This is a genomic window from Amycolatopsis sp. WGS_07 (genome assembly GCF_045278895.1).
In the GTDB taxonomy this organism is placed as follows: Bacteria; Actinomycetota; Actinomycetes; order Mycobacteriales; family Pseudonocardiaceae; genus Amycolatopsis.
Genome location: NZ_CP136053.1, coordinates 4,808,657 through 4,827,007, shown reverse-complemented (window position 1 = coordinate 4,827,007; position 18,351 = coordinate 4,808,657). Strand labels below are relative to the sequence as shown.

At 69.6% G+C, this 18,351-nt stretch carries 18 protein-coding genes and 1 pseudogene; 6 read left to right on the top strand and 13 right to left on the bottom strand.

All coding sequences use genetic code 11. The features are described from left to right. Window positions 1–4: 4 nt before the first annotated feature. Genes RPX00_RS22835 through RPX00_RS22825 form a run of 3 tightly spaced genes read right to left on the bottom strand, consistent with a single transcriptional unit; the run spans window position 5 to window position 3,406 of the window. Entirely contained in the window at window positions 5–1,369 is a 1,365-nt protein-coding gene (locus RPX00_RS22835; protein WP_406642276.1) for an aldehyde dehydrogenase family protein, read from the bottom strand. After that, entirely contained in the window at window positions 1,366–2,079 is a 714-nt protein-coding gene (locus RPX00_RS22830) for a gamma-glutamyl-gamma-aminobutyrate hydrolase family protein (protein ID WP_406642274.1), read from the bottom strand. Before RPX00_RS22830 ends, RPX00_RS22835 begins: the two co-directional genes overlap by 4 nt. Beyond that, on the bottom strand, window positions 2,060–3,406 hold the full coding sequence (locus tag RPX00_RS22825; RefSeq protein WP_406642272.1) for a glutamine synthetase family protein: 1,347 nt from the start codon (window positions 3,404–3,406) through the stop codon (window positions 2,060–2,062). The genes RPX00_RS22830 and RPX00_RS22825 overlap by 20 nt, the downstream gene beginning before the upstream one ends. Window positions 3,407–3,662: 256 nt before the next feature. Here RPX00_RS22825 and RPX00_RS22820 point away from each other — a divergent pair, with 256 nt between their 5' ends. Continuing rightward, window positions 3,663–4,184: a general stress protein gene (locus RPX00_RS22820; RefSeq protein WP_009074217.1), complete on the top strand. Its 522-nt coding sequence runs from the start codon at window positions 3,663–3,665 to the stop codon at window positions 4,182–4,184. 106 nt (window positions 4,185–4,290) lie between these two features. Here the strand turns inward: RPX00_RS22820 and RPX00_RS22815 are convergent, their stop codons facing one another. Further along, entirely contained in the window at window positions 4,291–5,523 is a 1,233-nt protein-coding gene (locus tag RPX00_RS22815; RefSeq protein WP_406642270.1) for an HAAS signaling domain-containing protein, read from the bottom strand. 56 nt (window positions 5,524–5,579) lie between these two features. Further along, complete coding sequence (locus tag RPX00_RS22810; RefSeq protein WP_406642269.1) at window positions 5,580–5,903, bottom strand: PadR family transcriptional regulator; 324 nt, start codon at window positions 5,901–5,903, stop codon at window positions 5,580–5,582. A 159-nt stretch (window positions 5,904–6,062) separates the two neighbouring features. On the opposite strand from RPX00_RS22810, the gene RPX00_RS22805 reads away from it, so the two are divergent. Both RPX00_RS22805 and RPX00_RS22800 read left to right on the top strand, forming a co-directional pair. Beyond that, a complete protein-coding gene (locus RPX00_RS22805; protein WP_406642267.1) occupies window positions 6,063–6,644 on the top strand; it encodes a TetR/AcrR family transcriptional regulator in 582 nt (193 codons plus the stop codon). Beyond that, a complete protein-coding gene (locus RPX00_RS22800; RefSeq protein WP_406642266.1) occupies window positions 6,628–8,121 on the top strand; it encodes a nitrilase-related carbon-nitrogen hydrolase in 1,494 nt (497 codons plus the stop codon). Before RPX00_RS22805 ends, RPX00_RS22800 begins: the two co-directional genes overlap by 17 nt. 335 nt (window positions 8,122–8,456) lie before the next feature. On the opposite strand, the gene mutM is transcribed toward RPX00_RS22800, so the two are convergent. From mutM to rsmD, 8 genes are all read right to left on the bottom strand, one after another. Next, entirely contained in the window at window positions 8,457–9,317 is an 861-nt protein-coding gene (mutM, locus tag RPX00_RS22795; protein WP_406642264.1) for a bifunctional DNA-formamidopyrimidine glycosylase/DNA-(apurinic or apyrimidinic site) lyase, read from the bottom strand. A 104-nt stretch (window positions 9,318–9,421) separates the two neighbouring features. Beyond that, window positions 9,422–10,117 (bottom strand): ribonuclease III, encoded by a 696-nt coding sequence (rnc, locus tag RPX00_RS22790; protein ID WP_406642263.1) that lies wholly within the window; start codon window positions 10,115–10,117, stop codon window positions 9,422–9,424. 58 nt (window positions 10,118–10,175) lie between these two features. Then, window positions 10,176–10,358: a 50S ribosomal protein L32 gene (rpmF, locus tag RPX00_RS22785; protein ID WP_009074209.1), complete on the bottom strand. Its 183-nt coding sequence runs from the start codon at window positions 10,356–10,358 to the stop codon at window positions 10,176–10,178. Window positions 10,359–10,433: 75 nt separating this feature from the next. Continuing rightward, window positions 10,434–11,051 carry a YceD family protein gene (locus tag RPX00_RS22780; protein WP_406642261.1) on the bottom strand — a complete coding sequence of 206 codons (618 nt, stop codon included), beginning with the start codon at window positions 11,049–11,051 and terminating at the stop codon, window positions 10,434–10,436. A 219-nt stretch (window positions 11,052–11,270) separates the two neighbouring features. Next, on the bottom strand, window positions 11,271–11,996 hold the full coding sequence (locus RPX00_RS22775; RefSeq protein WP_406642260.1) for a DivIVA domain-containing protein: 726 nt from the start codon (window positions 11,994–11,996) through the stop codon (window positions 11,271–11,273). A gap of 152 nt (window positions 11,997–12,148) precedes the next feature. Then, the gene (locus tag RPX00_RS22770; RefSeq protein WP_406642258.1) at window positions 12,149–12,868 is read right to left on the bottom strand and encodes a ribonuclease domain-containing protein; all 720 of its coding nucleotides are present in this window, start codon (window positions 12,866–12,868) and stop codon (window positions 12,149–12,151) included. Between the two features lie 141 nt (window positions 12,869–13,009). Further along, entirely contained in the window at window positions 13,010–13,492 is a 483-nt protein-coding gene (gene coaD / locus RPX00_RS22765) for a pantetheine-phosphate adenylyltransferase (RefSeq protein WP_378306015.1), read from the bottom strand. 52 nt (window positions 13,493–13,544) lie between these two features. Beyond that, on the bottom strand, window positions 13,545–14,111 hold the full coding sequence (rsmD, locus tag RPX00_RS22760) for a 16S rRNA (guanine(966)-N(2))-methyltransferase RsmD (protein ID WP_406642256.1): 567 nt from the start codon (window positions 14,109–14,111) through the stop codon (window positions 13,545–13,547). A 125-nt stretch (window positions 14,112–14,236) separates the two neighbouring features. On the opposite strand from rsmD, the gene RPX00_RS22755 reads away from it, so the two are divergent. The 3 genes and pseudogenes from RPX00_RS22755 (at window position 14,237) to RPX00_RS22745 (ending at window position 18,200) form a co-directional block, all read left to right on the top strand. Then, the gene (locus RPX00_RS22755) at window positions 14,237–16,360 is read left to right on the top strand and encodes a HelD family protein (RefSeq protein WP_406642254.1); all 2,124 of its coding nucleotides are present in this window, start codon (window positions 14,237–14,239) and stop codon (window positions 16,358–16,360) included. Window positions 16,361–16,400: 40 nt separating this feature from the next. Beyond that, window positions 16,401–17,397: pseudogene (locus RPX00_RS22750) on the top strand (LLM class flavin-dependent oxidoreductase). After that, window positions 17,397–18,200 carry an alpha/beta fold hydrolase gene (locus RPX00_RS22745; RefSeq protein ID WP_406642252.1) on the top strand — a complete coding sequence of 268 codons (804 nt, stop codon included), beginning with the start codon at window positions 17,397–17,399 and terminating at the stop codon, window positions 18,198–18,200. The pseudogene RPX00_RS22750 and the gene RPX00_RS22745 overlap by 1 nt, the downstream one beginning before the upstream one ends. Window positions 18,201–18,351 lie beyond the last annotated feature (151 nt).

Sequence of the window (18,351 nt, the reverse complement as noted above, 5' to 3'; positions counted from 1 at the left end):
TGGTTCATTCCTCCGTGCTCAGGAAAACGTTCTTGGTTTCGGTGAAGGCGGCCGCGGCGTCCGGGCCAAGCTCGCGGCCGAGGCCGGACTGCTTGAAGCCGCCGAAGGGCGTCCAGTAGCGGACCGAGGAGTGCGAATTCACCGACAGGTTCCCGGATTCGACGCCGCGCGCGACACGGAAGGCGCGGCCGACGTCGCGGGTCCAGATCGAGCCGGACAGGCCGTAGTCGGTGTCGTTGGCCATCCGCACCGCCTCGGCCTCGTCGCGGAAGCGGACCACCGCGACGACCGGGCCGAAGATCTCGTCGCGGGCCAGCGGGTCGTCCAGTCCCGGCGGGAGCACGACGGTCGGCGCGAACCAGTAGCCCGGCCCGGACGGCGCGCTGCCGCGGAAGGCGACTGGCGTTTTCTCGGTGACGTAGGAGGAGACTTTCGCGTGGTGGTCCGCGGAAATCAGCGGGCCCATCTCGGTCGCCTCGTCGCCGGGATCGCCGACGACCACGCCCTGGACAGCGGGTTCGAGCAGTTCGAGGAACCGGTCGTAAACGTTGTCCTGCACCAGGATCAGCGACCGCGCGCAGCAGTCCTGCCCGGCGTTGTCGAACACCCCGTACGGCGCGGTCGCCGCCGCCTTCTCCAGGTCGGCGTCGGCGAACACGATGTTGGCGTTCTTGCCGCCCAGCTCCAGCGTCACCCGTTTCACCTGCGCCGCGCAGCCGGCCATCACCTGCTTGCCGACCTCGGTGGACCCGGTGAACACGACCTTGCGCACCGCCGGATGCGTCACAAACCGTTGTCCGACAACCGATCCCTTGCCCGGAAGCACCTGGAAGACGTCCTCGGGGATCCCCGCCTCGCGGGCGAGTTCGGCCAGCCGCAGCGCGGTGAGCGGGGTCAGCTCGGCCGGTTTGAGCACGACGGTGTTGCCCGCCGCGAGCGCGGGCGCGAAACCCCAGCCCGCGATCGGCATCGGGAAGTTCCACGGCACGATCACGCCGACCACGCCCAGCGGCTCGTGGAAGGTCACGTTGACGCCGCCGTCGACCGGGATCTGCTTGCCCAGCAGGCGTTCCGGCGCGCCGGCGGAGTATTCGAGCAGGTCGCGCACGTTGCCCGCTTCCCAGCGGGCGTTGCCGATGGTGTGCCCGGAGTTCTCGACTTCCAGCCGGGCCAGGTGTTCGAGGTCGGCGTCGACCGCGTCCGCGAACCGGCGCAGCAGCCGCGCCCGATCGCCCGGGGCGACCGCCCGCCAGGCGGGGAACGCGGCGTGCGCGCGGGCGATCGCGGCGTCGGTCTCCGCCTCGGCGGTCAACTCGACCTGGCGCACCACTTCCGCGGTCGCCGGGTTGCGCACCTCGAACGTCGTCATTTCCCCTCCTGCGCGGCGTTCACCAGCGCGGCGAACAGCCGGACGTCGTCGCTGTCCTGCTCCGGATGCCACTGCACGCCGAGCACGAACTCCCCCGGCACCTCGGCGGCCTCGACCGTGCCGTCCGCCGCGTGCCCGGACGCGATCAGCCCGGAACCGAGCCGGTCAATCGCCTGATGGTGGTAACACTGAACCTTCGTTTCCCGCCCGAGAATCGACGCCGCCCGCGTGCCTTCGATCAGGCTCACGGTGCTGGTGCCGAACGTCGCCGGAGCCGGCTGATGCGTTGCGTCGCCAAGGGTTTCCGGCAGATGCTGCGCGAGCGTGCCGCCGAGCGCGACGCTCATCACCTGCAGCCCCCGGCACACTCCGAGCACCGGCTTCCCGGCCGCGCGCGCCGCCTCGAACAGGCCGAACTCGAACGCGTCGCGCTCCGGGCGGATATACGTCTTCTCGTGCGGTTCCTGGCCGTACCGAGCAGGTTCGACGTCCGCGCCGCCGGTGAGCACGAGGCCGTCGATGCGCTCGATCAGCCTGGCGTACTGGTCCGTGACCGGCGGCAGCAGCATCGGAATCCCGCCCGCTTTGACCACACAGTCCGCGTAAACCCGGTGCAGCAGCGTCGCTTCGGTGTCCCAGGCCAGGAACTTCGCCTGCTCCGAGTAGGTGCTGAGGCCGATGACGGGTGGGTCAGAGTCGTTCGAAACCACGGATGCGCTCCCAATCGGTCACAGCTCGCTCGTACGCTTCGCGCTCGATCCGCGCCGCGTTGAGGTAATGGTCAACTACTTCGTCGCCGAAGGCATCTCGCGCGATACGGCTGCCTTCGAGGACTTCAGCGGCCTCGGCGAGCGTGACGGGCACAGTGGGCTTGTCGGACTCGTACGCGTTGCCTACGAACTCAGGCTCCAACGGCAGTTCGTTCTCGATGCCGTGCAGCCCCGCGGCGACCATCGCGGCGACAGCGAGGTACGGGTTGACGTCTCCGCCGGGTACGCGGTTCTCGACGCGCAACCCGTCACCGTGCCCGACAACGCGCAACGCGCACGTACGGTTGTCTGTGCCCCACGCGATCGCTGTCGGCGCGAAGCTGCCTGGGACGTAACGCTTGTAGGAGTTGATGTTCGGAGCGAAGAAGTACGTCATCTCGCGCAACGCTTCCAGCTGTCCGGCGAGGAAGTGCTGCATCAGCTTCGAGAAGCCGTGGTCGCCGTCGCCAGGAAGCACCGCTTCGCCGGACTTGCTGCGAAGGCTCAGGTGGATGTGACAGGAGTTGCCTTCGCGCTCGTTGTACTTCGCCATAAAGGTGAGGCTCTTGCCCTCCTGCGCGGCGATCTCCTTCGCACCGTTCTTGTAGATGCCGTGGTTGTCGCACGTCGCGAGCGCTTCGGCGTAGCGGAAGGCGATCTCGTGCTGACCTGGGTTGCACTCGCCCTTCGCCGACTCCGGATACAGGCCCGCGCCCGCCATCCCGTTGCGGATCCGGCGCAGCAACGGCTCGATCCGCGCGGTGCCGAGCATCGAGTAGTCGACGTTGTACTGATTGGACGGCTTGAGGTCCTGATACCGCTTGTCCCACGCGGTCTCGTAGGAGTCGTCGAACACGATGAACTCAAGCTCGGTGCCGACGTAGGCCTTCAGGTCGTGCTCGGCGAGCCGGTCGAGCTGACGGCGCAGCACCTGGCGCGGCGAGACGGAAACCGGGCCGCCCTGCACGCGCTCGACGTCCGCGAGCACCAGCGCGGTGCCATCCTGCCACGGAATCTCCCGCAGCGTCGCGAAGTCCGGCCGGAGCACGAAGTCGCCGTAGCCGCTTTGCCAGGACGAGATGTCGTAGCCGTCGACGGTGTTCATGTCGACGTCCACCGCGAGCAGGTAGTTGCACGCCTCGGTGGCGTGGCCGACCACCTCTTCGAGGAAGTACTCCGCCGAACAGCGCTTGCCCTGGAGCCGCCCCTGCATGTCGGTGAGCGCGACGAGCACCGTGTCGATCGTGCCGGCCGTCACCCGTTCGCGGAGATCTTCGAGCGTGAGCATTCCTCGCCTGGCCGCCATCGCATCGCCCCAAAGGTTCGGATCAGGTCCTTTGCGGCTTCTTCCTACCGGGCCGCCGCGAGCGGGTCAATCCACCGAAAGGTATTTTCCTATACCTTTAGCGGAGGCTCCGGCCCCGCTCACCCGCGCGGCGCCTGCTATGTCCGGGTTGCCCGGCTGAGAAGATACTGTGAATCGGGTGCGTCCGGGACCAAATCCGCCGCCTCGTGCGTTGGACCGGGCAAGAGAGGTGAGAGGGATGACTGAAGCATTCACGCAGACCACGTTCAGCCAGCAGCAGGCGCGGCCGCAGCTCCCGACGCTGCCCACCGGGTGGCCGATCGGGTCGTACGAGTCCTACGAACAGGCCCAGCAGGCCGTCGACCACCTCGCGCACGCTGACTTCCCGGTCACCGACGTCACGATCGTCGGGGTCCAGCCGATGCTGGTGGAGCGCATCGCGGGCAAGATGAGCTGGAGCCGGATGCTGAGCAGCGCGGCCATGTCCGGCGCGGTGTTCGGCCTGTTCCTCGGCCTGGTGCTGAGCATGCTCAACCCGGCCGCCGGACTGCTGTCCATCGTGCTCGGCCTCGCCGCGGGCGTCGTGTTCAACGTGGCCTTCGGCGCGCTGGGCTACGCGGCGAACCGCAACAAGCGCGGGTTCATCTCGCAGAGCCAGCTGGTCGCGCAGCGCTACGACGTGCTGTCCCAGCCGCGCAACGCCGAGAAGGGCCGCCAGCTGCTCGCGGACCTGGCCGCGCGTTCGGCGTTCAACCACTGAGCTGTTCCCGCCTCCCGGGCGCCAGGGCCGTTCGCGGCCTTGGCGCCCGGTTTCGCGTTCCGGGGCCTCGCGGGGAGGGTGGTCGCCACTCACGACCGCCCAGCCCCTACCGAGTCGGCTGAGGGGGTTTCGCCGGGCTGGCCGGCGTCGGCGGGACCGAGGTCGCCGGGGGCTTCGGGATCACCGCGGCGAACGGCACCCCCGCGTCCTCCCGGCAGTAGCTGCGATAACCGTTGTAGCCGTTGACGTTCCCGCGGTCGTCCTGCGTCCCCAGGGTGACCTTCGGACGCGGGAACTGGTTGTCCTCGCCGGTCATCTCGCTCGTGCCGGTGTCCTTCTCGCAGCCGTAGCGGGTGATCGTGAGCGGGCGGCCGCGGTCGTCGTACAGGTAGACGTTCTCGAGCGGTTTGCCGTTCGCGTCGAAGACGTACAGGTTGGTCAGTTCGCGCTGGCCGTAGCGCAGGGACTCGTTGCCGTGGGAGTCCTGGTACATCGACGAGGCGTACGACGGAGTGGAATGCGACGTGTACGACCGGTCCCGGACGAGCTTGACCGCCGCGCCGAGGCCGCCGAACGCGCTGCCCACCACGAACGCCGACACCGGGACCGCGATCCACAGCATCCGCCGGTCGGCCTTGCTCCGCGGGCCCGCCCACATCACCAGGCCCGCGGCGACCAGCAGCACCGGCAGCAGCAGGACCGCGTGCAGGTCGCGGATCATCATCAGCAGCCCGAACGCCAGCAGCGCGAACGCGCACACCACCCACCACGCCGGCTTCAGCGAGTTCAGGTAGGCGAACGCGCGGTCGGCCGACCGGTCCTCCCGCATCGACTTCACCATCGCCCGCGCGCGGACGACCTCCGGCAGCTCCCGTATCGCGCCGGGCCCGCGCAGCAGCAGGAACGCCAGGCTCACCGCGAACACCGGGGCCAGCACGAGCATCCCGATCAGCGTCTCGGCGTCGAACCGCACCGCGGCGGTGAACGCGACCAGCGCCGTCCCGGCCGCGCAGAACACCAAGCCCCACAAGGCGAGCCGCGGTCCGATCCGGCCCGGCTTCGCGGTCGCGAGCACCTCGGTCGCCGCGGCCGGGCCCCCTTCCGGAGCGGGCGGATAGCCGCCGGACGCCCGCAGTTCGGCCGCGTAGCTCTCCGGCGTGCCCAGCCGCGCGACCAGATCCTCGACCCGCGCCGCCGCGCCGGACTCCGCCTCCATCTCGGCCAGCTGCGGCCGGACGTCCTCGAGCAGTTCCTCGATCTCGTTCGCGGGCAGGTCCGCGAGCGCGGTGCGCACCCTCGACAGGTACACCCGCGCGGCCGTCGGCTTGTCCGTGCTCATGCTGCCTCTCCCCGATTTTTGCCGCGGACGCGCCGCGGTTTCGCCTGCCCGCGCGGTCAGGACCGCTCTTTCACCAAACTGTCCATAGTGGACGCGAAGCTGCGCCACGTGCGCGCCGATTCGGCGAGCCGCTGCCTGCCCCGGTCGTTCAGGCTGTAGTACTTGCGGTGCGGGCCTTCCTCGCTCGGCACCACATACGACGTCAGCAATCCCGCCTTGTACAGCCGCCGCAGCGTGCCGTACACCGATGCGTCCCCGACCTCCTCGAGACCGGCGACACGAAGTCTTCGCAGCACGTCGTAGCCGTACCCGTCGTCGTCGCGCAGCACCGCGAGCACCGCCAGGTCCAGCACTCCCTTGAGCAGCTGACTGATTTCCACAGCGTTCCTCTCCGGTCCTGCGCGAGAGAAGGTACCACGCATAGCGCAGTAGTGTGCGCGACGAGCGGCCGAACGGCGGTATCGCTGCCCGTTCGGCCAGGTCAGCGAGAGACCAACGGCGGGGTATACAACGTAGACATCGAGGTCTACAGTGTAGACATGGCTGAGCTTCCGACTGCTGAACGGCTCGTGGCGGCGGCGCGCGAGATCATCGCCGCCGAGGGAGCCGCCGCGGTGACCATGCGCCGGGTCGCCGAAGCCGCCGGGGTCACCGCGATGGCGATCTACCGGCATTACGAAAACCGCGAGGTCCTGCTGCGCGCGGTCGCCGACGCCACCGGACGCGAACTGGGCGCGGCGTGGAAAGACCCGATGTCCGAGGGCGACTGGACCGACCGGTACGACGCGCTGCTCGACGGATTCCTGGATTTCGCGCTCGGCCAGCCGCATCTGTACCGCTTCCTGATGACCGACAGCTGGGCGCGCGCCCGGCTTTACCCGGACGGTTTCCGCGAGCCCGGCTCGCCGCCGTTCACCGCACTGGTCCGGCTGATCGAAGACGGCATGCGCGACGGGGTGCTGCGTGCCGACGATCCGCTGGAAGCCGCGTTGACCGTCAGCACCCAGATGCAGGGCATGGTGCTGCACTACCTCGCCGGACGGATGGGGACCGCGGAACCCGAGTTCCGCGCGCTGTGCCGGCGGACTTCCCGGAGGGTTTTCTATGGACTCAAAGCGTAATGCCCGCTGGCGGATACCGGCCGCGCTGCTGTCTTCGGCGGTCCTCTTCTACTTCGGCACCGGGCTCGCCCCGGTCGCCGCGCTGACCTGGCTCGCGCCGTTTCCGGTGCTGCTGCTGGCAACTCGCGCCGGCGGCTGGACCACGGCGGGCACCGCGTTCGGCGCTTTCCTGCTCGGCACCGCGAATATGTGGGCCTACCAAGCACATTCCGGCGACGAACCGCTGTGGCCGTTCGGCACCGTCATCGATGTCGGGATGTCGCTGGTGTTCACGTTCACGGTGTGGCTGTTCTGGGCGCTGGTGCGCCGCCGCCGGACGCTGCTGGCCAGCCTGGCCGCACCGGCGGCGTGGACCAGTCTCGTGTACCTGATCACCGTGCTGAACCCGATGGGGATGATGGGTTCCCTCGCCAACGACCAGGGCGACGCGCCGCTCGTGCTGCAAACCGCGTCGTGGGCCGGTATGTGGGGCGTCGAATTCCTGGTGCTGCTGCCCGCTTGCGCGGTCGCCGCGATGTGCGCGCCTGGTGCCGCGCGGCTGCGCACCGGTGTCGTGGCCGGAATCATCGTGGCGCTGAGCCTCGGCGGCGGCGCGCTGCGGCTGTCCGGCAGTGTGGACGGCCCGCCGGTGCGAATGGCCGCGATCACGCAAAACGCTGGCTATCACTGGGGTCCCGAACTCGGCACGGAGGAAGGACGTGCCCTGGTGCACGACTACATCCGGGAGATCGAGGCCATGCCGGACGGCGTGCAGCTCGTCGTCTTGCCCGAAGCCGCTTTCAGCGCCGAGGAGGAATGGCCAGCCGCGCTGATCGAGCCAATGCGCAGCGCGGCCAAGGCCCGCGGCACGGCGATCGTGATCGGTTTCGAGTACTACGACCGGCCGGGCAAGCACAACTACGCCTACGCACTGGCCTTCCCCGCCGACGGCGCCCCGCCCGCGCGGTACCTGAAACACCACGACCTGGTGAGCCCGCCGGGCCACGACCTGGTGTTCGTCCCCGGCGCGAAGGTCCCGACCGGAGTGGTGATCTGCGGGGACACGACGTTCGCTTCCCCCAGCCGCGACTACGCCGCCGCCGGTTCGCGCGTCCTCGCCATCCCGGCGGAACTCGCGGTCCCGCCGGGCAGCAACGACGAGGGCGGCTGGCAGCACACGCGCAACGCGCTGCTCCGGGGTGTCGAAAGCGGACAGTCGATCGCCCTCTCCGACGCGAACGGCAGCCTGATGCTGTCCGACGGCTACGGCCGCGTCCTAGGCGAAGCCCGCACCGGCGGCCCGGCCCCGTTCACGGCAGTCACCGCAGACGTCCCGGCCGGCCCCAGCGCGACGTTCCACACCCGTTTCGGCGACTGGTTCGCCTGGCTCTCGCTCGCGATCACCGCAGCTGGCTTGGCGTTCACCCGCCTTCGCGCGGTCAAGCGGCCCGCGTCCGCGGATGGGATCGTGGGCACGAAAACGACGACCGGCTCGTGACGGCTCTCGCCGGGCCGCCACCGCAGTCACCACCGAACTGTGGCAGGCTCGGCAGCCACCCGCCGGTGCCGTCACAACAACGACCGGCTCACGAACACCTCCCGCCAGGCCGCCGCCACAGTCACCACCGAACCGTGGCAAGCCCAGCAGCCACCCGCCGATGACGTCACGAGCACGACAACAACGACCGGCTCACGAACGTCTGCCACCGGGCTGCCACCGAACCGCGGCAGGCCCGGCATCCACCCGCTTGAGCCCCTACGCCCAGCCGGATCAGCGAACGACAGTCACCACCACGCGATCACCTGCCCCAGCCTCCCTCCACCTCCACCCAGCTAAGCCGCCCGCGCCCGCCGCTGACACCTCGGGCACGAAAACGACGACCGGTTCATGAACGGCTCCCGGCGGATCGGCGAACCGCAGCGGCGGCACGGCATGCCTTCCTGGCCGTACGCGTCGAGCGAGCGTTCGAAGTAGCCGGACTGGCCGTTGACGTTCACGTACAGCGCGTCGAACGACGTGCCGCCCGCCAGCAATGCCGCCGACATCACGTCGGTGGCCGCGGACAGCAGCGTTCGTCCTTGTGCGGCAGTGAGTTTCTCCGTCGGTCGCGACCAGTGCAGTTTGGAGCGCCACAACGCCTCGTCGGCATAGATGTTGCCGACGCCGGACACGAGCGTCTGGTCGAGCAGCGCGCGTTTCACCTCGGTGCGCCGCGAACGCAGCGCGCGCACCGCGGCCTCCGGGTCGAACTTCGGATCCATCGGGTCGCGGGCGATGTGCGCGATGGTTCCGGGCAGCGTGTCGCCGTCGGCCTCGACCAGGTCGTCCAAGGACAGGCCGCCGAAGGTGCGCTGGTCGACGAAGCGCAGTTCCGGTCCGTCGTCGTCGAACCGGACGCGGACGCGCAGGTGTTTCTCGTCCGGCGCGTCCTCGGCCTGCACCAGCATCTGGCCGCTCATGCCGAGATGCGCCAGCACCGCCTCGCCGTCGGACAGTTCCAGCCACAGGTATTTGCCGCGCCGCCGGGCGGCCTCGATCGTGACGCCGGCCAGGCGTCCGGTGAAGTCGGCGGCTCCCTGCGCGTGCCGCCGGACGGCGCGGTCGTGCAGCACCTCGACGGCCCGGACGGTACGGCCGGCGACGTGCGCTTCGAGGCCGGCGCGGACGACCTCGACCTCGGGTAGTTCGGGCATGCGCTCATTCTGCCCGGCACCCCTGACAAAAAACGGGGCAGGCACGAAAACGGGGCTGACCGGCGTCGCCGCCGATCAGCCCCGGGAAGAGAGAGAAAACGCGCTCAGCTCGCGTCGTCGCCCGTGCCGAGTTCCTCCGACAGCGCCCGCCATGCGGTCTCCGCTGCCTTCTGCTCGGCTTCCTTCTTCGTAGTTCCGCTGCCTTCGCCCAGCGCACGGCCCGCCACCAGCACGGTGGCGGTGAATTCCTTGCGGTGGTCGGGACCGCTGTCCTCGACGCGGTACTCGGGCACGCCGAGTCCCCCGGAGGCGGTCAGCTCCTGCAGGCTGGTCTTCCAGTCGAGGCCTGCCCCGCGCAGCGGAGCCTCGGCCAGCAACCCGTCGAAGAGGTGGTGCACGAGCTTGCGCGCGACCTCGATGCCGTGCGCGAGGTACGTGGCGCCGATGACGGCTTCGAGACCGTCGGCGAGGATGCTCGCCTTGTCCCGGCCGCCGGTGAGTTCTTCGCCCTTGCCCAGCAGCAGATGCGCCCCGAGACCGCCCTCGCCGAGCCCGCGCGCCACGCCGGCCAGCGCGTGCATGTTGACGACGCTGGCGCGCAGCTTCGCGAGCTGGCCCTCGGGCAGGTCGGGGTGGGTGGTGTAGAGGTGGTCGGTGACGACGAGGCCGAGCACCGCGTCTCCGAGGAACTCCAGTCGCTCGTTCGGCGGGAGGCCGCCGTGCTCGTACGCGTACGAGCGGTGCGTGAGCGAAAGACGGAGCAGCTCGGGGTCGAGAACGACCCCGAGCGCCTCGAGCAACGATGCGGGATCGGCCGCGGGTCCTCCGACGGGCTTACCCCCATGGTCGGCTGCCGGCTCAGGCGGGCTCGACGACCTGGCGGCCGTTGTGCTGGCCGCATGCCGGGCAGGCGACGTGCTGGATTTTCGGCTGGCGGCAGGCGCGGTTGGAGCAGGGCACCAGCTGAACCGGAGCCGCCTTCCACTGGCTGCGGCGGGAGCGCGTGTTGGATCGCGACATCTTCCGCTTCGGGACGGCCACGAGTAGATCTCCTTCAAACGGTCTGCTCGCGGTTGCGAGCGAACTTGCTTTCTCCCGGATCGAGCTGGACGCTCGTCAGGCTTGCTCTCCGGAGCCGTGCGCAGGCTTTTCGCCCGCGTTCTCGTCGAATCGCTCGACCAGCGCGGCCCACCGAGGGTCTATCTTCTCATGCCCGTGTCCGGGCTCGAGATCGGCCCACTTGACGCCGCATTCGACGCACAGTCCCGGGCAGTCCTCGCGGCACAGCGGGGCCAGCGGGAGCGCCAGCACCACGGCGTCGCGGACGGTCGGCTCGAGGTCGATCCGGTCGTCGACGAGGCGCGGGATCTCGTCCTCGTCGGTGGTCTCCTCGGTGGCCGAGCCCGGGTAGGCGAACAGCTCGGTCAGGTCCACCTCGACCTGCTCGGTGACCGGGTCGAGGCAGCGCGAGCACTCGCCGGCGGCGACGGCCGCGGCGGTGCCGGTGACGAGGACGCCCTCGACCACGGACTCGAGCATCAGGTCGAGTTCGACCGGCTCGCCTTCGCGGATCTCGAGCACGCCGGGGACGCCGAGCGAGGTCGGCACGGGCGCGCTGCGGCGCACCTCCCGGCTGAGTCCCGCGCGGCGGCCCAGCTCACGGGTGTCGACCACCCACGGGCTGCGGTCGTCGAGCTGCGCCGGGCGGGGGTTCTGGGCAGGGTTTTCGGACATCGCCTACCAGCGTACGCAGGCCCGCGCGCATCGTTCGAGGTGGCCGGGCGTTGTGCGCGCTGAAGCCGGTTCTAACCGGCGTAAACACGCACGAGACTCCCGCCGCTGGGACGTGCGCCCTAGCTCCGCTGCGGGTCTCGTGAGTGCCGGTTCTAACCGGCTCAGGCACGCACGAGGACGCCGTCTGGGCGGGCGGTCGCCGGAGAGCCCGAGCGGGTCTCAGACCTGGTAGTCGTACAGCGTCGAGCGGCCGCCGCCGTGGCCGGTCGCGGGCGAGCGCAGGTGGTTGCGGCCCGAGTCGACGGTGCGCAGCGTGGTGGCCAGCAGCTCGGAGAACTCGGCCAGCTTGCCGTCGACGTACGCGTCGCAGTCGGCGCGCTGGCGGTCGGCCTCGGCGTGCGCCTCGTCGACGATGCGCGCGGATTCCGCGTGCGCGGCCTGCACGACCTCGGTCTGCGACACGAGGCGGGCCTGTTCGGCGCGGGCGTCCTCGATCGCGCGGTCGTAGGCGTCGCGGCCGGCCTGGATCATCCGCTCGGACTCGGCGCGGGAGCGTTCGGTGAGGTTCTGGTACTCGGCCTGCCCGCCCGCGACCATGCGCTCGGCCTCGTTGTGCGCGTCGCCCAGCATCTGCTCGGCGCGGGCGCGCGCGTCCGCGAGGATCCGCTCGGCCTCGGACGTGGCGTCCGACACCGTCCGCTCGGCCTCCTCGTTCGCGCTCGCGACGGTCTCCCCCGCCTCTTTGCGCGCGGCCAGCAGCAGGTCGTCGCGTTTGTCGAGAACGTCCTGCGCGTCGTCCACCTCGCCGGGAAGCGCGTCGCGGACGTCGTCGAGCAGCTCGAGGACGTCGCCGCGGGGCACCACGCAGCTGGACGTCATGGGAACCCCACGGGCCTCTTCGACGATCGTGACGAGCTCGTCGAGTGCCTCGAAAACCCGGTACACGGCCACTCCCTCAAGCAGTTTCCCCGATCACTGGCTTCCAGTCTGCCCGCTTCGCAGCCTGAACCGGTGAACGAGCACCCGACCGGGCGTGTCCTGGCACGGGCCGGGAGGGGCGGCCTCACCCGGAGGTGGGACCGCCCCGTACAAGCGGCTCAGCCGTTGAGATCGATCTTCTGGAAAGTCGCGTAGTGGTCCGGCGTGTAGACGAGTTCGCCGCCCTTGCCCGAGATCACGCGGTCCTCGGAGCCGACGTCGTACAGCGTGTAGTAGCCGGAGTCGCACACCGGCAGGACGCCCTCGCGGTTCTCGTAGGTGGTGCCGTCGTTGAGGGTGCCCTCGCGGACGCCGTCGACGACCTGCTTGGCGTCGGCGGACAGCTTCGAGTAGCCGACCGGGCTCAGCTTCGACAGGTCGCCGCACTTCGTCGGCGTGCTGCCGCCGTCGATGTCGATGACCTTGAACGACTGGTAGTGGTCGCCGGTGTAGAAGTACTCGCCGCCCTGTCCGGTCACGATCCGGCGGGTGCCGCGGTTGCTCGAACCGGGCGTCGGCACGGTGTACTCGTGGTAGTAGCTCGAGGCGCAGGAGGGCAGGATCCCCTCGCGGTTGGTGAACACCACGCCGTCGTTCTTCGGGTACGGGAACGGCCCGTTCGTCTGGATCAGCTTGTAGGTGTCAGTCGCCTCCGGGGGCAGCGCCGACAGCTTGACGTGCGTGAAGCCGGACAGATCGCCACAGGAGTTCTGCTTCGGCTGCACGGACGCCGGCGCCGCCGGGGACAGCGGGACGGCCTCCGCGGCCGTGCCGAACCCCAGGAAACCGACCAGCAGTGCGAAAAGGACACCGACTATGCGGCTGCGGTTGTTGGTCATTTTCGGACCGTAACCCGGTGGGGTGGTCTGCAGAATGACGCGAGGTGAACAGCTTCAGGCCGCGGCCGAAGTCCCGACGAAGGCTGTAATCCGTTCAGGCTAAATCGGCCGCTGGACTGGCCTTTCGGCCGGTCACGGTACTCAGTCCCGCTTCGCGTAGGCCGCGAGGAGGCGTTCGTGGACCACCGGCGGCACGAGGTTCTCGATGTCGCCGCCGAGCGCCGCGATCTCCTTGACCAGCGAGCTGGACACGAAGCCGTACGCCGGGTTGTTCGCCATCAGCAGCGTTTCCAGCCCGGTCAGCTCGCGGTTCATCTGGGCCATCTGCAGCTCGTAGTCGAAGTCGCTGACCGAGCGCAGTCCCTTCGCGACCGCGGCGATGTCGTTGTCGCGGCAGTAGTCCACGAGCAGGCCCTGCCACGAATCGACGCGCACGTTCGGCAGCTTCGCGGTGATCTCGCGCAGGATCTCCATGCGTTCCTCGACGCTGAAGAGGCCCTTCTTGCTCTTGTTCACCCCCACCGCGACGACGACCTCGTCGAAGAGCACCGAAGCCCGCTCGATGATGTCGAGATGTCCGTTGGTGGCCGGATCGTAAGAACCGGGACAGACCGCACGCCGCATGGCGCGGACGCTATCAAGCCGCGCCGTCGCGCGCGCTCTCGTGACGATTGCGTCACACCTCAGATGAGCCGTCGTACTCCGCCCAGTACAACGCCGTGTCGCCGTAGCGCTTGTCGCGAAGCGGCTTAAACGTCGACGGCCAGTCTGGCGCACCGTCACGCGCAGCACGTTCAACCACTGCCAACGCGCCGTCGGCGAGCCAGCCACCGCTGTGCAACGAAGCGAGCACAGTGCCCAGCGAAGCAGCGTCGACCGCGTACGGCGGGTCTGCGAGCACCACGTCGAACTGCACCGACGCGGGCACGGCAACCACTGTCTCGACCTGTCCGGCTCGGACTGTGCCGCCTAGCCGTAAATCGGCGACGTTGCCGCGAAGCACCTCAGCGGCGCGACGGTCAGCCTCCACGAACCACGCGTCCGCAGCGCCGCGCGAAAGCGCTTCGAGGCCGAGCGCGCCGGAGCCGGCGTAGAGGTCGAGCACGCGGGCCCCGTCCAGCTCACCAGCCACTTCGAGGGCGTTGAACAGCGCTTCGCGCACCCGCTCCGACGTCGGGCGGGTGCCTTTGGGCGGCACCTTCAGCCGCCGTCCGCCCGCCTTCCCCGCCACGATCCTCGTCACCCGGCCATCTTCGCCCAAGGTCGCGATGTGGCGTTGGGCAGGACTTGCCGAACCCGCGCGCGCGGGCGCGTAGAGTCGTCCTTCGCCCTCCAGAGGCGCGTTGATGGAGTTCAAGGGAGCGTTGCGTGTCGGAACCCCGGGTGAGACGGGCTGAGATCGCCGTCGAGCAGGCACACGTCGACCGGGTCTACACGCGGCTCGCCGAGCTGCGGACCCAGGCCGAGGCGATGCGGGCCAAGGGCTACGAGCTTGGCCAAGGCGCCCAGCGCGAAGCGATCTTCGAGCAGGCGTCGATGCTGTTCGAACGCGACATGATGGTCTACCACGCCAACCAGACCCTGCAGACGCTCGACGCCGAGTACGAGGGCCTGGTCTTCGGCAGGCTCGACCACCTCGACCGCGAGCACATCTACGTCGGCCGCCTCGGCATCCGCGACACCGAGTTCGACAACCTGGTCACCGACTGGCGCGCGCCCGCCGCCGCCGCGTTCTACCAGGCCACCGCGGAAGAGCCGATGGACGTCGTGCGCCGCCGGGTGATCCGCTGTTCCGGGCAGACGGTGCTGGACGTGGACGACGACGTGCTGATCGCCGACGCCGTGCCCGAGGACATGCAGATCGTCGGCGAGGGCGCGCTGATGGCCGCGCTCGGCCGCTCGCGCGGCGAGAAGATGCGCGACATCGTGGCCACGATCCAGAAGGAACAGGACGAGGTCATCCGGGCGCCGTGGCGCGGGGTCACCGAGATCACTGGCGGTCCCGGCACCGGCAAGACGGCCGTCGCGCTGCACCGTGCCGCGTACCTGCTGTACCGGCACCGCCGTCAGCTCGGCGGCGCGGGCGTGCTCGTGATCGGGCCGTCCGGCGTCTTCACCACGTACATCTCGCGCGTGCTGCCGTCGATGGGCGAAACGAACGTAGAGCTGCGCGCGCTCGGCGAAGTGCTCGACGGTCTCGAAGCGACACGACAGGACACAGCCGCGCTCGCCGCGATCAAGGGTTCACTGCGGATGCGAAAGGTGCTTCTGCGCGCGTTGCGCGACACCCCGCCCGAAGCGCCGACAGAGCTGAAGATCGTCTACCGCGGCGAAGTCCTGAAGCTCACCGCGCGCGAGCTGGAGAAGGTGCGACGCAAGGCGCACACGCAGGGCGCGCCGCCGAACCGCTCGCGTGTACGCGTGGCAGAGCTGTTGCTGGGCGCGCTCGCGGACAAGGCCGAGGAGTACGCGAAGGAGGACGGCAAGGAGATCGACCGCGCGGAGCTGATCACCGATCTCGGCGAGCGCATCGACTTCCACCGCTTCCTCGTGGTGTGGTGGCCGGTGCTGTACCCGGCGCAGGTGCTCAAGTGGCTCGGCACCGAGAAGCGGATGGCCGCGGCGTCGAAGGGCATTCTGAACCGGAACGAGATCAGCCTGCTGTCGGCCGATTTCGCGGACCGTTCGCGCGGCTGGTCGGTGGCCGACGTCGCGTTGCTGGACGAGCTGCGCGTGCTGGTCGGGCCGGAGCCGAAGCGCCGCCGTCGCCAGACTGTGGTCGAGGCGGCGCCGGAGCGCGGCAGTTCTGGAGGCGCGCCGCACCGTCCGGAGCACTACGACGAGTACTCGCACGTGGTCGTCGACGAATCGCAGGACCTTTCGCCGATGCAGTGGCGGATGATCGGGCGGCGCGGCAAGTACGCGAGCTGGACCGTCGTCGGCGACCCGGTGCAGAGTTCGTGGCCGGATCCGGACGAGGCCGCGCAGGCGCGCGATCAGGCGTTCGGCGTGAAGACCACGCGACGGCGCTTCACGCTGCGCACGAACTACCGGAACTCCGCGGAGATCTTCGACCTCGCGGCGAAGGTCGTGGCCGGCCACGCGCAGGCGGACGAGCTGCCCAAGGCCGTGCGCACCACCGGAATCGAGCCGGAGGTCCGGCCGGTCGACCAGGCCGCGTTGGCGACGGCGACGCAGAGCGCGGCGAAGGAACTGCTCGGCGCGGTCGAAGGCACCGTCGGTGTGATCACCGCCATGGACCGCGTCGAGGAGGTCGAAGGCTGGCTCGCCGGGCAGACCGACGAGCGGCTCAAGGTCGTCGGCAGCCTCGATTCGAAGGGCCTCGAGTACGACGCGGTCGTGCTGGTCGAGCCGATGGACCTGGTCACCGAGTCCTCGACCGGGCGGCGCGTGCTGTACGTCGCGCTCACCCGCGCGACGCAGCAGCTGATCGTGCTCGCCTCGGACCCGGACTGGCTGCCGGGCGCGTAAGGCGGGAAGGGAATCGCGACCGCGTGCGTTACGGCTGTACGTGACCTCCCTGCCTGACGTGCCGCTGTCCGTGCTCGACCTCTCCCCCGTTTCCGAGGGGAAGGGGGTCGGCGAAGCGCTGCGCAACACTCTCGATCTCGCCCGCAACGCCGAGCGGCTGGGCTATCACCGGTACTGGCTCGCCGAGCACCACAACATGCCGGGCATTGCCAGCTCGGCCACGGCGGTGCTGATCGGGCACGTCGCGGACGCCACCGAGAGCATCCGCGTCGGCTCCGGCGGGATCATGCTGCCCAACCACGCGCCGCTCGTGGTGGCCGAGCAGTTCGGCACGCTGGAGGCGTTCCATCCGGGACGGATCGACCTCGGGATCGGCCGCGCGCCGGGCACCGACCAGCGCACCGCGCCTCGCGCTGCGCGGGCCGGGCGGGCTGTCCGCGGAGAACTTCCCCGAGCACCTGATGGAGCTGATCTCCTACTTCGAGCCGGACGCGGCGCGCGGCGTCAACGCGGTCACCGCCGAGGGCAACAAGCCGCCGGTGTGGCTGCTCGGTTCCTCCGGCTTCAGCGCGCAGCTGGCCGGACGGCTGGGGCTGCCGTTCTCCTTCGCGCACCACTTCGCGGCCGAGAACACGCTGCCGGCGGTGCGGCTGTACCGCGAGAACTTCCGTCCGTCCGAAGTGCTCTCCGAGCCGTACGTGATGCTGGGCGTGCAGGTGATCGCCGCCGAGACCGACGAGCGCGCGGAGTACCTCGCCGGGCCGAGCGGGCTGACCTTCCTCAGCCTGCGTCGCGGCCGTCCGATCGCGCTGCCGACGCCGGAGGACGCCGCCGAGTACCCGTACACCGAAATGGACCGGGCGTTCCTGGCCGAGCGGTTCGGGTCGAGCATCGTCGGCGGTCCGGAGAGCGTCCGGAAGGGACTTGACCAGCTGCTGGCCGACACCGACGCGAACGAGCTGATGATCACCACGATGGTGCACGGCCATGAGGACCGCGTGCGTTCGTACGAGATCGTCGCGGACCTCAAGCGCTGATGGAGGTCTTCGACTGGCGGGGACAGCAGGTGCGGTGGTCCCGGCAGGGTTCGGGGCCGCCGCTCGTGTTCTGTCACGGCACGCCGTGGTCGTCGAAGCTGTGGGAGCCGATCGCCTCGACGTTCGCGCAGGACTTCACCGTGTACCTGTGGGACATGCCGGGCTACGGCAGCTCCACAATGGCCGAAGGCCAGGACGTTTCGCTGGCCGCGCAGGGCGAGACGTTCGCCGCGCTGCTGAACCACTGGGGCCTCGAAGAGCCAGACGTGGTGGCGCACGACTACGGCGGCGCGGTCAGCCTGCGCGCGTATCTGTTGCACGGCGCGGCTTACCGTTCGCTGGCGCTGGTGGACGTCGTGGCGCTGGCACCGTGGGGTTCGGAGTTCTTCCGGCTGGTGGCGGAAAACGCGGCCGTGTTCGCGCAGCTGCCGCCGAACCTGCACGAAGCGCTGGTGCGGGAGTACATCGCCGGCGCGGCACACCGCCCGCTGTCCGCCGAGGCGCACGACATGCTCGTCCGGCCGTGGCTCGGTCCGGCTGGGCAGGCGGCGTTCTACCGGCAGATCGCGGCAGCCGATCAGCGGTACACCGACGAGATCGAGCCGCGCTACCGCGACGTCAGCGTGCCCACGTTCGTGGTGTGGGGCACCGAGGACACCTGGATCCCGGTGGACCGCGCGCACCGGCTCGCCGGGCTGATCCCGGGTGCCGGACTCGAATTGGTCCGTTCGGCCGGGCACCTCATCCAGCTCGACGCACCCGAGGCGCTCACCGCTTCGCTGCACCGCTGGCTCTCTCGCTGAATTATCCGGAAACCGCCGCACCGGTATTTATTTCCCCGCACTGACAACCCCATTCCCGACAGTTGTCACAACCGCACAAGAATTCGGCGGTTACGCCGCCGTGACCCCGCAGGACGGGGCAAGTTCTTGTCTGCGGCCAAGGCCCTCGTTA